Annotated in this window: 11 protein-coding genes and 1 pseudogene; 6 read left to right on the top strand and 6 right to left on the bottom strand. The window is 64.5% G+C overall.

All coding sequences use genetic code 11. The annotated features are described in order from the left end of the window. Nucleotides 1-127 precede the first annotated feature (127 nt). Nucleotides 128-1,321, bottom strand: coding sequence for an MFS transporter (locus AC3WJD_RS00760; protein WP_492743599.1), 1,194 nt, complete (start codon nt 1,319-1,321; stop codon nt 128-130). A 149-nt stretch (nt 1,322-1,470) separates the two neighbouring features. Here AC3WJD_RS00760 and AC3WJD_RS00755 point away from each other — a divergent pair, with 149 nt between their 5' ends. Next, nucleotides 1,471-2,364: a LysR family transcriptional regulator gene (locus tag AC3WJD_RS00755; protein WP_492743597.1), complete on the top strand. Its 894-nt coding sequence runs from the start codon at nt 1,471-1,473 to the stop codon at nt 2,362-2,364. Here AC3WJD_RS00755 and AC3WJD_RS00750 read toward each other — a convergent pair. The 4 genes and pseudogenes from AC3WJD_RS00750 to AC3WJD_RS00735 form a co-directional block, all read right to left on the bottom strand. Then, nucleotides 2,361-4,625: a xanthine dehydrogenase family protein molybdopterin-binding subunit gene (locus AC3WJD_RS00750; RefSeq protein WP_492743595.1), complete on the bottom strand. Its 2,265-nt coding sequence runs from the start codon at nt 4,623-4,625 to the stop codon at nt 2,361-2,363. The genes AC3WJD_RS00755 and AC3WJD_RS00750 overlap by 4 nt on opposite strands. Then, nucleotides 4,622-5,098 (bottom strand): (2Fe-2S)-binding protein, encoded by a 477-nt coding sequence (locus AC3WJD_RS00745; RefSeq protein ID WP_492743593.1) that lies wholly within the window; start codon nt 5,096-5,098, stop codon nt 4,622-4,624. Before AC3WJD_RS00745 ends, AC3WJD_RS00750 begins: the two co-directional genes overlap by 4 nt. Then, nucleotides 5,095-6,360 (bottom strand): c-type cytochrome, encoded by a 1,266-nt coding sequence (locus AC3WJD_RS00740; RefSeq protein WP_492743591.1) that lies wholly within the window; start codon nt 6,358-6,360, stop codon nt 5,095-5,097. The genes AC3WJD_RS00745 and AC3WJD_RS00740 overlap by 4 nt, the downstream gene beginning before the upstream one ends. 190 nt (nt 6,361-6,550) lie before the next feature. Then, nucleotides 6,551-7,527: pseudogene (locus AC3WJD_RS00735) on the bottom strand (XdhC family protein). 327 nt (nt 7,528-7,854) lie between these two features. Here AC3WJD_RS00735 and AC3WJD_RS00730 point away from each other — a divergent pair. From AC3WJD_RS00730 to AC3WJD_RS00710, 5 genes are all read left to right on the top strand, one after another. Beyond that, nucleotides 7,855-8,607 carry a LuxR family transcriptional regulator gene (locus tag AC3WJD_RS00730; protein WP_492743589.1) on the top strand — a complete coding sequence of 251 codons (753 nt, stop codon included), beginning with the start codon at nt 7,855-7,857 and terminating at the stop codon, nt 8,605-8,607. Between the two features lie 341 nt (nt 8,608-8,948). Beyond that, nucleotides 8,949-10,154 (top strand): MFS transporter, encoded by a 1,206-nt coding sequence (locus AC3WJD_RS00725; protein WP_492743587.1) that lies wholly within the window; start codon nt 8,949-8,951, stop codon nt 10,152-10,154. A gap of 165 nt (nt 10,155-10,319) precedes the next feature. Beyond that, a complete protein-coding gene (locus AC3WJD_RS00720; protein ID WP_492743585.1) occupies nt 10,320-10,949 on the top strand; it encodes an acyl-homoserine-lactone synthase in 630 nt (209 codons plus the stop codon). Further along, nucleotides 10,946-11,818: a phytanoyl-CoA dioxygenase family protein gene (locus AC3WJD_RS00715; protein ID WP_492743583.1), complete on the top strand. Its 873-nt coding sequence runs from the start codon at nt 10,946-10,948 to the stop codon at nt 11,816-11,818. The genes AC3WJD_RS00720 and AC3WJD_RS00715 overlap by 4 nt, the downstream gene beginning before the upstream one ends. 4 nt (nt 11,819-11,822) lie before the next feature. Continuing rightward, the gene (locus AC3WJD_RS00710) at nt 11,823-12,419 is read left to right on the top strand and encodes a GntR family transcriptional regulator (protein WP_492743581.1); all 597 of its coding nucleotides are present in this window, start codon (nt 11,823-11,825) and stop codon (nt 12,417-12,419) included. A gap of 49 nt (nt 12,420-12,468) precedes the next feature. Here the strand turns inward: AC3WJD_RS00710 and AC3WJD_RS00705 are convergent, their stop codons facing one another. Continuing rightward, on the bottom strand, nt 12,469-13,215 hold the full coding sequence (locus AC3WJD_RS00705; RefSeq protein WP_492743579.1) for a xanthine dehydrogenase family protein molybdopterin-binding subunit: 747 nt from the start codon (nt 13,213-13,215) through the stop codon (nt 12,469-12,471). Nucleotides 13,216-13,382 lie beyond the last annotated feature (167 nt).

Raw genomic sequence — 13,382 nt, 5'->3', positions numbered from 1 at the left:
TCCTCGACAGAGCCCGGAGTTACGTCTGTTGAGCCCCTGGCTTCTTGTCGATTACGCTGATTTCTTGGACCCTAGGATGGAATGTCGGGGACGGACGGCTAATTGGCTGCCCGCCCCCGCGACCACTTCACCGACCCTTGCGGGCGCTGGCGAGTTGAAGCGCCGTGGCAACTACTGCGAAGCCGATCCCGAGCAGGGAGACGGCCGTCCAGCCGCCGGCACCCCATGCAGCGGTCGCCGCCGCCGCACCGCCTGCGCCGCCGAGGAACATCGATCCCATGAAGATCGTGTTGAGCCGTGCCCTGGCTTCGGGACGAAGCGCATAGACAATGTGCTGGTTCGACACGAGGACGCTCTGGACTGCGAAGTCGAGCAGGATGCACCCGACAATAAGGCCGATGATCGAGGCCCACAGGCCGAAGATCGCCCAGGAAATGACCGTCAGGATCGTTCCGGCGACAATGACCTTGTGCGGGCCGCGTTTGTCGGCGAAGCGCCCGGCAATCGGCGCGGCGAGAATGCCGACGGCGCCGACGATACCGAAAAGCCCCGCAACCTCGGCGCCCTGACCAAAAAGCGGCTCCTGAAGATAGAGCGCCAGGATCGACCAGAACGCCGTGAACGCGCCGAACAGAAGGGCCTGGGTCACCGCGGCAAGCCGCAATTCGCCGAACTCACGCCAGAGATGAACCAGCGAGATCATCAGGCTTCCGTAACTCTCCCTGGTTTCGGGCTGACTCCTGGGGAGGGTGAAAGCCATCAGGGCGCCGGCGCCGAGCGCGAGCGGAACGCCGAGCCAGAACATGGCCCGCCATCCTTCATGCGCCGCGACAAACCCGGACAGGGTTCGGCTAAGGAGGATACCGCACAGCAGGCCGGACATAACTGTTCCGACCGTCGCTCCGCGCTTTTCGGGCGGCGCGAGGTGCGCTGCGAACGGAACGATCTGCTGGGCGACGGTCGATGCGACACCGAGCAGGAGCGATGCGACGAGCAGGAGTCCCGCCGATGGCGCGACGGCGGCGACGACGAGGGCCGCAGCCAGGACCAGGAACTGAATGACGATCAGCCGCCGCCGCTCGATAAGATCACCGAGCGGCACGAGCGCGAACAGACCGACCGCATATCCAAGCTGCGTCGCCGTCGGCACCAGGCCGGTGATCCCGCCCGGCAGATCCTTCTCCATGATGCCAAGCATCGGCTGGTTGTAGTAGATGTTGGCCACGGCAAGGCCCGCGGCAAGAGCCATGGCGAATGTGAGGCCCCTACCGAGCGCAGGCGTCGGGCTCACCTCTGTTTTGTCTATTATGGTGCTTTCCATATGAAAATTCCTCACGGAAACGCCCGCATCGGTGAGCTCTCGAGCGAACGTCTGCCGATTGGACCATTAAGCTGTAGTGGATGTAGAATTCTACCGAAGATCGGTGTAGTCGCTAATATTGTTAGGTCAGAATAACGAAATGCGATGTAATGGAACTGTCCGATCTTGCGATTTTCGTAGAAGCCGTTCGTGCCGGCAGCCTCGCAGGAGCGGCGCGCCGACTGGGCATGAACGCGATGGCGGCATCCCGCCGATTGGCGGCGCTGGAGGCCGAACTTGGTGTCCGGCTTGTCCACCGCACCACGCGATCGCTGTCTACGACCGCCGATGGCGAGATATTCCTGGCCCATGCCCAGGCCATGCTCGAGGAACAGGCAAGCGCGCTCGCTGCCTTGCGGCCGGCGGCGGCCGGCGTATCCGGACAATTGCGCGTGACGGCATCCGCCGCATTTGGGCGGAAGGTCGTTGCGCCGATGATCGCCGCGTTCATGCACGACAATCCCACGCTTCATGTCGATCTGCTGCTGACCGACGATCAGGTCGACATCGTCGGCCAGGGCATCGACGTGGCGGTGCGGATCGCGAAACTGCGGGACAATCATCTCATCGCGCGGCGTCTCGCGGACAACCCGCGAAGGCTTTGTGCATCGCCGGCATATCTTAAGGCGCATGGCGCGCCGCGATTGCTGTCCGATCTTGCGGGCCACAGCTGCCTTCTGGGTACCGGAACCTCGCACTGGATATTCGTCAGGAACGGCAAGGCCGTGCGGCACAAGGTGACTGGACGCTTCACCGCCAGTTCGATCGAAGCGATCCATCAAGCTTGCCTTGGAGGCCTCGGCATCGCCAATCTTTCCGCCTGGGACGTCGCGGATGACCTGCGCGGCGGATTGCTCGAAGGGATCGAACTCGAGGATGCGGAGCCCGAACCGCTGGCGATCTGGGCCGTCTATCCGACCGCGCGGATGGTGCCTGCAAAAGTGCGGGCCTTTATCGCCGCACTCGAAGAAGCACTCGGTCGGGGCAAGCACCATCCCGCCTAGCCTTCCAGACCGATCGCGGCTTTGACTGCCTCCGGCGTGAGAGGCATGTCGCGCAGCCTTGCGCCGGTCGCATCCGCCAAGGCATTGGCAAGAGCCGCAGACGCCGGCCCCTGGGACGTCTCGCCTGCGCCGAGGAAGGGAAGACCGGCGCGATCGATGACGTGGACCTCGATCGAACCCGGCACATCCTTGAAGCGGAGGATCGGATATGTGCCCCAGTCGAAACTGGTCCGGCGCGTAGGATCGTAGGAGACCGCCTCGCGCATCGCCCAGCTCAACGACTGGATGATCCCGCCTTCCACCTGGTTGCGAATACCGTCCGGCGAGGCGGGCTGACCGGCGTCGACCGCGGCGTTGACCCTGTGAACCCTGATCTCTCCCGTCTCGCGCTCGACTTCAATCTCCATCACGACCGCACAATAGGCGCCGATATTCTTGTAGCGCGCAAAGGCCATTCCGCAGCCGCGGCGGCCATCGCCCTTGGGCCGGTGTCGCCAGCCGAAACGACGGGTCGCCTCGATCATGACGGCGCGTGCGCGCTCGTCCTTCATATGCGCAAGGCGGAATTCGAGCGGATCGACACCCCCCGCGAGCGCGAGCTCGTCCAGCATGCTTTCGATCGTGAAGACGTTCAGATGCGCGCCGAGTGACCGCAGCGCCGAGACGCGCAGCGGCATCTCCGGCACGAAATGGTAGAGCACATTCATATTCGGGAAGACGTAGAGCGGGTTCGCGTTCCGGTCGCCGTCCCCCTCGGGCATCGGGATGGGCCTCGCCGGTTGCGGCGCGAAGCCGGGGGAGACTTGCTGAGCGACGGCATAGCCGCCCGCTTTGACCGGCCTGTTATTGTGCGAGTTGCTCCAGACTTCATATGTCCAGTGCGCGATCCTTTTGTCGGGTCCGATCGACGCCTCGACTTTGGTGACCATGCCGCAACCGCAAGGCTCCCAGCCGAACTCCTGCTCGCGCATCCACTGAAGCCGGATGGGGCGTCCGGGAAGCGCCATGGCGATAAGGCCAGCTTCGGCCGTGACATCGTCGGCACCATTCTGCCCATAACAGCCCGCCGAAGGCGTATGGATGCACCGGACCTTTTCCGGCGGCAGACCCACCAGTTCGGCAATCGCGCGGTGCATGTCGAATACGCCCTGGCTGTGCGACCAGAGAGTGAGTTCCCCGTTCCGGGCGAGAGCGACGGCGCAGGAAGGGCCGATCGAGCCGTGGCTGTACCAGGGTCGGCTAAATCTCCCGCGCACCGTCTTCCAGGCCGTGCGATTGCCGTCTTGCGTGTCGAGGACGGTGATCTCCTGCGTGGCGAGCTTCTGAAGACGGCGCGGCCCATCGTCAACCGGGAGCGGGGCAAGCGTTCGGACATAACCGCTTTGCTGCGCGACCCGCATCGCCTTGATCGCCTGCCATTCCTTGCGCGCCACGACCGCAAGGAAATCTCCGTTTTCGATGACGGCAACGACGCCTGGCATTGCGCGCGCGGCAGCCAGGCGGGGGGCTGCGAGACGCGTACCATAGCTGGGTCCGCGGACGACGCGGGCATGGAGCATGCCGGGCATCCGCAGGTCCTGAACATAGGCTTCCCCGCCGGTGAGCTTGGCCGGGATATCGATGCGCGGGAGGTTTCGTCCCATCGTCCGATAATGGCGTGGATCGCGCCGCGGAGCGTCGGGCACCGCTTCGACGTGGCGCGACAGGCTTGCGGCGAGCAGGCCATAAGGAAGACGGCGGCCGTCGGGCGCCACGATGTGCCCGTCTCCGCTGGTCCGGAGCGTTTCCGGCGCGAGGCCCCATCTGTTCGCAGCGGCGCGCGTCAGCAGCATGCGGACATTCGCACCGGCATTGGCAAGCGCCGTGCCGCCATCCTGCATCGAATGGCTGCCGGCGGTCAGCCCTTCATCCGGCGTGCGCCCGGTATCGGCGGTGATGAACTCGATCGTGCCTGGAGGAAGGTCGAGTTCTTCGGCTGCGACCTGCAGAAGCGCGGTACGGATGCCCTGTCCAAGCTCGGCCTTGCCCGAGAACACCGTGGTCGCCCCGTCGGGCGCGATGCGGATCCAGGACTCGAGTTCCGGATGACTCTTAAGGCTTCCGGGCAAGTCGGGCCGAACCGCCTTTGGGGCGGCACCGCCCTCGCCTCCTCCGGCGAGTTGACCGAAACTTCTCGATGTCAGACTGAAGGCCACGACGAGACCGCCCGCCGCCAGCGCCTCGCGACGGCTCAGCCCGCGTGCGCTGACCATGCCGGTCATGCGCTCGCTCCCTGAGGCGCGGGTCCGGCTGCGCGCCTTATCGCGCGCAGGATGCGCATATGGGTGCCGCAACGGCATAGATTGGGCTGCATGTGCGCGCGGATCTCGGCGTCGCTTGGACGGCTATTCCGATCGAGGAGCGCCTGCGCGCGCATGATCATCCCAGCGATACAATAGCCGCACTGTGCGGCTTGCTCGTCGAGAAATGCCTGCTGGAGCGGGTTCATCTTCTCGAGGCTCCCCAGGCCCTCGATCGTTCGAACTTTTCGGCCCACCACGGCCGCAAGCGGGGTGAGGCAGGAGAAGATCGCCCTGCCATCGAGATGGACCGTGCAGGCGCCGCATTGCCCGAGCCCGCAGCCATATTTTGCGCCGTTGAGGCCCAGGTCTTCGCGCAGCACATAGAGAAGCGGCGTGTCGGGCTCGGCCTCGACGGCGTGATCCTTGCCGTTGACATTGATAGCAAGCGTCATGGTTGCGCACTTTCCTTACGGGCCTTGCGGACCGACTTCTCGAGTTTTGGCCAGGCTGGTCGATCGGTGTATCGGGAGCGGGCATATCCAAGGGCCGCCGCGATCTGTGCGTCGGTCATGCTGTCGGCAAAGGGCGGCATTTTGGGGCCGCGCTCCGCGACCGGCGGCTCGATGCCGAGCAGGATCGCCTGAATCGCGCTTGTCGGGTCGTCGTCGCGAAGGCTCGTTGCGAGGCCAAGCGAAGGGCGCCCCTGCCCCATCATGGGCGCACCCGCGCCATGGCAGCCGGCGCATGCGCCCGCGAACAGGGGAGCACCTTGCGGATATGTGCGAGCCGCGCGGACTGGATTGTCGGGGGTGGGCAAAGATGGCGAGCCCGCGTCACGACGGGCCATCAGCGATGCGACATAGGTTGCGATCGCCCGAACGTCCGTTTCGGGCACTGACGAGAGGCTCTCGACCACGGGACCCATGGGACCGGCGGCGGCGCTATGGTCGGGCGAGATCCCGGTTCGCAAATAGGTGTAGAGCGCGTCGGGCGTCCAGGCGCGTGCGGCCGGGTTGGATGCATCGAGCGCCGGCGCACGCCACCCTTCGGCGACCCCACCGGCAAAAGCGCGTGACCGGATCTCACCCCCGGCCAGATTGCGCGGCGTGTGACATCCGCCGCAATGGCCGAGCCCTTCGACGAGATAGGCGCCGCGATTCCACTCGGGCGATCGGTCCGGATCGACGGGAACGCCGCCTTCATGCAGGAACAGCATCTTCCAGCCTGCAAGCAGGGGACGAAAACCGAGCGGGAAGATCAGGCGGTTCGACGGCGCCTCCTGCCGCACAGGTCTGCGCGTCATGAGGAAGGCGTAGAGGGCATCGAGATCCGCGTCGGTCACATGGGTGAAATGCTCGTAAGGGAGCGCCGGATAGAGGTGCGATCCGTCGCGGCTCACCCCCTGCTTCATCGCTCGCCGGAACGCCGCTTTGGACCAGCGGCCGAGCCCGGTTTCCGGATCGGGTGTGAGATTATCCGAGAAGAGCGTGCCGAACGGCGTTGCAAGCGGCCGCGCGCCAGCGAGCGGGCGACCGTCATTCGCCGTATGGCAAACCGCGCAGTCGCCGAGCCTGGCAAGAACCGCGCCGCGCGCGATTTGCTCCTGCGAGAATTCAGCTGGCCCGGGAACAGCGATCGGCGCGATAGCCGGTCGCCACGTCAAGGCAAGGGCGAGGGCCGCGGCACCCGCGATCAGAATGGAGCCGTAGCGCACGGCTCGCGACCGTGACTTGGCGGCCAGCCATGCCCTTAAGGCTCTCACGCGTGACAGGTCGCGGTAACGCAACTCAATGCTCGATCTCCAGGCTAGTGGTGCGGAAATGATTGCTTCGCGTGCAGCGGATCGTCTTGGCGGATCAAAAGCCGATTTGGACGATCTGCACTCCAAGACGGCATCGGTGCGATCAAGCCTGCACCTGCATTCCCACCTCGCTGCGCGCCATGATGCACGCTGCCTCGATCGGGAGCGTCGCGGAGGCTTCGTTTAGCCGCTTCACCGCTCCGGCGGCGATCGAAAGCGCGATCTCGGCTGTGCCGTGGCCCCCGATCGGAATTCCGGCGGGCCCCTCAATGTGGCGTAACGCCAGCTCGCTGAGACCCGATCGGCGAAGCCGCTGCAGCCGCGCCTGATGGCTGCGCTTCGACCCGAGCGCGGCGATATAGCCGGTTGGAAAACCAAGCGCCGCCTTCAAGGCAGGATCATCGAGCTTCTTGTCGTGGCTCAGGGTCACGACGGCTGTCGAGGGATCCGGCCTCGCCGCACGCACCGCCTCGTCGGGCCACCGATCGTCGTGCCGTGCATCGGGAAAGCGCTCTTTCGTCAGATAGACCTCACGCGGGTCGATGAGGCAGACGTCGAAGTCGAGTTCGCGCGCAAAGCGGCTGAGAGGCTGAGCGATCTGCACGGCGCCGACGATGAGCATGCGCCGCTGCGGATTATAGAAATTCAGGAAGGAGCCCGACCCGAAGCCCGCAACAGTCTGGCCAGAGGCCAGATCGGTCGAGGTCACGAATGGCTGACGCAATGCTCGCGCCTGCGCCAGATCGAAAAACACGCTATATGGAAACGCATCGTCGTTCACGCATTGCACAAGGACTTCGATCGTCCCGCCACAGGGAAGTCCGTGCTGCCAACTCGCATCGTCTTCGACACCGAAACTGAGGAGCCTGGCACCGCCTGTCTGCGCAAGCACCATCGCAGCGCACAGGACGTCATTTTCGACGCAGCCTCCCGAGACGCTGCCTTCAAAACAGCTCTGACGAGCATGTGGCTTCCGACTGGCCTCGGCGCGGATCCCCATGTCTGGACAACCGTGGCAATGGCCATCGGCGCCCCCATCCAGAGGTCGGCGCAAGCCAGCAATCTGTCGAGTTCGGCCATGGATGCTGCTTATCGGATGGCGAAGCACATCGGCTTGGCAGGCAATGACCCCTTTTGCATCGGCCTGACGGTCAATGGAGCAGAATGATCCAGCGGGTGCGCCATGCTACTTTCCATCGCCTGTGGCCTGATTGCATCAAGGAAAGACAAGAATTTACAGCCTGACGGATCAGGTTGAGACGCACTTCCATTGCGAACCGTGCGGTGGAATTTGGGCTCAGCCAACTCGTCTCGCGGCCGTGAGAAGCGCGATGTGCGGGTTCAGAAGCGAAGGGCGGCTTGCGGATATTGCGGGCTGGGAGCGCACCCGTGGCCGAGCACAGGAGCATGCGTCTTGAACTAGCAGCAGAACTCGCCGACACATTCACCCATTCCCGGTCGGGTGACGAATTGCACGAAGCGCTTGCGCGCTCGGCGCACGAGATGGGTTTCGACCATTTCGCGCTCGCACTCGAAGTCGGTGGCTGTGCCGGGAATGGCATCTCGGTGTTGATCCACGACTATCCGGCGAGTTGGGCCGATGTCTATGTCGGCTTCAACCTTGCGGCGAGCGATCCGGTTCGCCGTGCGGCCGAGCGAAGCGTACTGGGCTTTAGATGGTGCGGCATCGGCGATTTGATCCCGGTCACCCATGCGGAGCAGTCGATGTTCGACATCGGTCGCCGCCACGGCGTCGCAGATGGATATACCGTGCCGCGGCACGTCCCCGGCGACCTGACGGGATCGTGCAGCTTTGTGACGGCGCCCGGCCGAAATCTTCCTGAAGCGATGCTTGCCGTCGCCGAGCTCGTCGGCGCGGTCGCCATTGCAAGCGGCCGGCGGGTCGCCGGCTGGGAGGGCCCGGTGGAGCGACCGCGGCTGACCGATCGCCAACGGGATTGCGTGCTCTGGGCGGCGCGCGGCAAGACCGATTGGGAAATCTCGAAAATCCTCGGGATCAGCCACGAGACGGTCATCCAGCACCTGAAGGAAGCCAGGGAACGCTACGACACGACGAAGCGCGCTTCGCTGATCCTCTTCGCGCTATTCGATGGACTCATCAGCTTTGCGGACATTTTTCGCTGGCGCATGCGACATTAGGCCGCGCACCGTCTGGCGGTATCTACCGCCAGGCCAAGCCGGACCCGAACGGCAGATGCCGGCCGGCCAAGCTCACTTCCAGGATCTTGGTCATGTCCATTTGCGAATAGTCTTCACAAATTATGTGAAGCAGGAACTGATTATCGCGGCCTCAGTCCCCGCATAGCTTCGCCCCTGCAAGTGGTTGCGCCACGGGATCGGATCGACATTCGGTAACCGGTTCCGCCGCCCTCGCGCGGGGTCCAGGATGGTCGCGACCACCAGATCAGCGTGGCAAACCGCCGCTTTTGAGTTCGATCGAGCTCGAAACGTGGGTTCCCTTGCGCGAGGAGGTGGAAGCGATGTTGCATGTAGCTCTTGATGCCGAACCGGAGGTCGAGGCGCCGCGGTTCAACTGGCCGCTGCTCGCGCTGGCGATCGGGGCCTTCGGCATCGGAACGACCGAATTCGCGCCGATGGGGTTGTTGCCGGTTATCGCTGACGGGGTCGAGGTTTCCATCCCCAAGGCCGGCATTCTTGTCAGCGCCTATGCTGTCGGCGTCATGGTCGGCGCGCCGGTCATGACGCTTGCCTTCAGCCGGTTCGGCAAGCGAACGGCGCTCATGTTGCTGATGGCAATCTTCACGATCGGCAATCTGCTCTCGGCGCTCGCGCCTTCCTATTCAACGCTGTTGCTGGCCCGCCTCGTGACCAGCCTCAACCATGGCGCCTTCTTCGGGCTCGGCGCGATCGTCGCGGCAAGCGTGGTTCCGGAGGAACGGCGGGCGAGCGCGGTCGCGACCATGTTCATGGGCCTGACGATCGCCAATATCGGAGGTGTTCCCGCCGCAACATGGGTGGGTCAGGAGATCGGATGGCGCATGGCTTTTGCCGGTACCGCGCTGCTGGGCCTGGTGGCGATCGCGGCGCTCTGGCTCGCGCTTCCTACGGGTGAGGCCGGCAAGATGCCGGACATTCGCCGGGAGTTTTGCGCGATCGTCCAGCCCCCGGTGTTGCTTGCCATGGCGACGACGGTCATGGGCGCGGGCGCGATGTTTACGCTCTACACCTATGTCGCCCCGCTCCTCTCCGAACTCGCCGGCGCGTCCGATGGATTTGTAACACTGGCACTGGTTCTGATCGGGGTCGGCTTCACGATTGGCAATGCGCTGGGCGGCCGCCTTGCCGACTGGTCGCTCGACGGCGCGACGAAGCTGCTACTCGGTGCGCTTGCGCTGATCATGGGGCTGCTGCCGTTCGGCCTTTCCTCTCACATGGGGGCGGCAATCGGGCTACTGATCTGGGGTGCGGCCGCCTTCGCGATCGTACCGCCGGTCCAGATGCGTGTGATGCAGGCAGCTTCCGAGGCGCCAGGGCTTGCCTCATCGATCAATGTCGGTGCGTTCAATCTGGGCAATGCATTGGGAGCTGCGATCGGCAGCGGCGTAATCAGCCTCGGACTTGGCTATGCGGCCGTTCCCGTGGCTGGCGGCGTCCTCGCCGCGATCGGGCTGGCGATGGCGCTGATCGGGCAGCGCAGGCCATTGCTGCGACGTTGCGTAATCTGAAGGGCGCGCGATCTTCTTCAGCGTGCTGGCGAACCGTGCTCGCGGGCGAAACCACTCGACGGACCCTGAGACACGCAAACCCGAGGGCCCTCCCCATTTCTTGGTATGGGCCGCCTCCACGACCTGATGTTGATGTCCCTGCGGTTCAACCGCGAGGAGACAGTCATGCTCAAGGGGATAGTGGAGAAGCGGCAATCCGATCTGGACGCCGCGATGCGTGCGATGTTCATCGCGCGCAGGGAGGTCTTCATCGATCTCCTCAAATGGGATTTGCCGGTGCTGGCAGACCAGTTCGAGATCGACCAGTTCGATGATCCCGATGCGAACTATCTGATACTGGTAGACGATGATGGAGCGCACTGCGCGTCGGCACGATTGCTCCGCACCGACCGACCGCATCTGCTCGGCGACCTCTATCCCTATCTGTGCGCAGGCCCGGTCCCTGCCGGTGCTCGGGTCAGGGAAATCACACGCTTTTGCCTGGACAGGCATCAGCAGTCGGGACCGCGTCGCAGCGCACGCAATCAGCTGGTCACTGCTCTCGCGAGTTACGCGCTTGCGACAGGGATCGAGGAATATACCGGCGTTGCCGAAATCGCCTGGTTCGAGCAGATCCGGCAATTCGGGTGGGAATGCGAAGCGCTCGGCCCCGCCGTCCAGACCGACGGGCGATGGCTGGTGGGCCTCCACATCCGGATCGATGAGGAGACGCCCGAATTGCTGCGGCAGGGCGGCGTCTATGAACCTGCGAGTCTCGCTCTCCTGTCGACCAGCCAGCCGGAGCTCGTCCAATGAACGCGGTGGGGCCCATTGCGCGCCGCCGGGATCCGCTGCTGGCTCTTCTCAGCGACGGCTATTGCATCATCCCCGATGCGCTGCCGCCATCGGTGATCGAGGCGCTCAATGCCGACCTCGACCCCACGTTCGAGGCGACACCACTCTGCACGGGCGCCTTTTACGGGGAACGGACTAAGAGGTTCGGAGGCCTGTTGAAGCGCTCGCCATATGCGCAGGAACTTGTCCTCCACGACACAATCCTCGCGCTGGCGCAGGCGATCCTGCGCCCCTCCTGCGACCGGCTGCAGCTCAACGTCGCCCAGGCGATCGAGATCCATCCGGGCGAGAAGCAGCAGTTCCCGCACAGGGACCATGACATGTGGCAGGGAGCGAAAGGCGAGCATGAATATCTGATCAACGTCATCTGGCCGCTCACACCCTTTACGGCCGACAATGGCGCGACGCTGATCTATCCGGGCAGCCACGGCGCAGCGGGCATGGTAAAGGAAGAACTCGGTGATCCGATTGCCGCGGAATGCGAGCCGGGCGCTGCCATCTGCTTCCTCGGGTCGACGGCCCATGGCGCTGGTGCAAATCGGACGCAGGCCACGAGGCGCGGTATCGTCATTGGTTACTGTCTCGGCTGGCTCAAACCCTATGAAAATCAGTGGTTGAGCTACCCGCCGCCGGTTGCGCGGCGCTTTACGCCGGAACTCGCCGCGCTTGCCGGATACGCCCAGCACCGGCCCAACCTCGGCAATTATGAGGGGCAATGCCCGTCGATCCTCCTCAGGGACGAGGTGCCCGATCATATCGGTGCGATCGATGCCCTCCGGCCCGATCAGGAAGCAATGCTGGCGAACTTCCCGCCTTTCGTACCGGGCTGACGTCATGAGCCCGGCCCATGTTCTCGAACCAACCTATGATGCCCTGCGGCACCGGCTCCTCGCCGGCGAGTGGCCTCCGGGCTTTCGGCTCGAGGCGGCGCGGATCGCTGACGAGTTCGGGGTCAGCATCACGCCGGTCCGCGACAGCCTCAATCGCCTGACAGGTGAGAGGCTGGTTCATTCCAACCCCGGCGACGGCTTCCAGGTCCCAATCCTGTACGAAGCCGACCTCTGTATCCTGATCGACTGGCACGCGATGCTCGCCGGACTGCCGTTCCGGGAGCCGGAGGCCTTCACGCAACCGACGGCAATCGTCGAGGGACATGACGGGATAGCCGAACGAACCGCGATCGTTTTCGCGGCGCTGGCCGCGGCAGCCAACAGTTCTGAACTGCTGACCGCGATCGGCAATGCTGCGGCGCGGCTCGGCCGGTGCCGCAGCGTTGAAACCGCGATCATTCCCGATGCCGAAGCCGAGATCGTCTCGATCGCGGAGATGCTGCGGGCCGGTGATCGTACCGGGCTTCAGGCGGCGGTCATCGCCTACCACCGGCGAAGGCGCGGGCTTGCGGCACGCATCGTCGATGCGGCGCGCGCCTGAAGCGCGATCGGCCAAGGCAGAGAAAATCCATCAACTGCAAGAGAGGCATCTATGACGAACAGGGTGATGGCAGGATTTGCGCTGGGTCTAGCGCTTGCCGGATGTGCGAAAGGCGAGCCGCGGATACGACGCGGATGTTCTCGACGGGCACGCCCAGCCCTTCGGCCAGATGCTCGCGGACACCATAGACATTCTGGGTCTTGTCGAAGACCGTGAGCTTGTCGCCTTCCCAGAAGGCGATGGCGGCATGCGGCTCGATCGGATTATGGTGCTCGATCGGAATGCGATACTCGGCCTCGACCTTGACCGCGGCATCGCGCATCGCGGTGACAGGGTTGCCCCGCGGCGCGATCTTCTCGGCCTCGGGGTCGAGCTTGGCCTGGCCTAGCACTGCCGCAAGGTCGGTGACGTGCCGCTCGGCCTGATACGTCACCTTGACCAGCCGCGAAGCGTGGCGTGCCTGCTCATAGGTCTCGGCGACCACCAGCGCGATCGGCTGGCCGTTGAAGAACACCCGGTCCGATTGCAGCGGCCAGGCCCATTGCGGCGCAGCGCCGGCCGCGGGCGCCTTGCCCAGCCTGCCTGCGTTGAGATGGGTGAAGACGCGGATGACCCCATCCGCCTGCTCGGCCGCGCGCGTGTCGATATTCGCGATCCGGCCTTTGGCGATCGTACTCAGTACGAGAAAGCCATAGGCGACATGCGGAACCTGGAACTCGGCAGCGTATTTGGCCTTGCCAGTAACCTTCGCGACCCCGTCCACGCGGGGGGTTTCCTTGCCCAGATAGCGAGCCATTGTGATCCCCTCGTCTTCAAGCCAGCCGCGCGGCGCGCATCAGCGCGCGCACGACGGATCGTTGGCCAAGTTCAACCTTGTAGGCATTGTGTGCGAGCGGCCGGGCATCGCTGAGCGCCGCCGCAGCGGCCCGCCGGAACACTTCCTCGCTGGCGCGCTGGCCGGCC

It is taken from the genome of Sphingobium sp. FW306-1B-F04DB (assembly GCF_058781925.1).
This window is presented reverse-complemented; position numbering and strand designations above follow the sequence as displayed.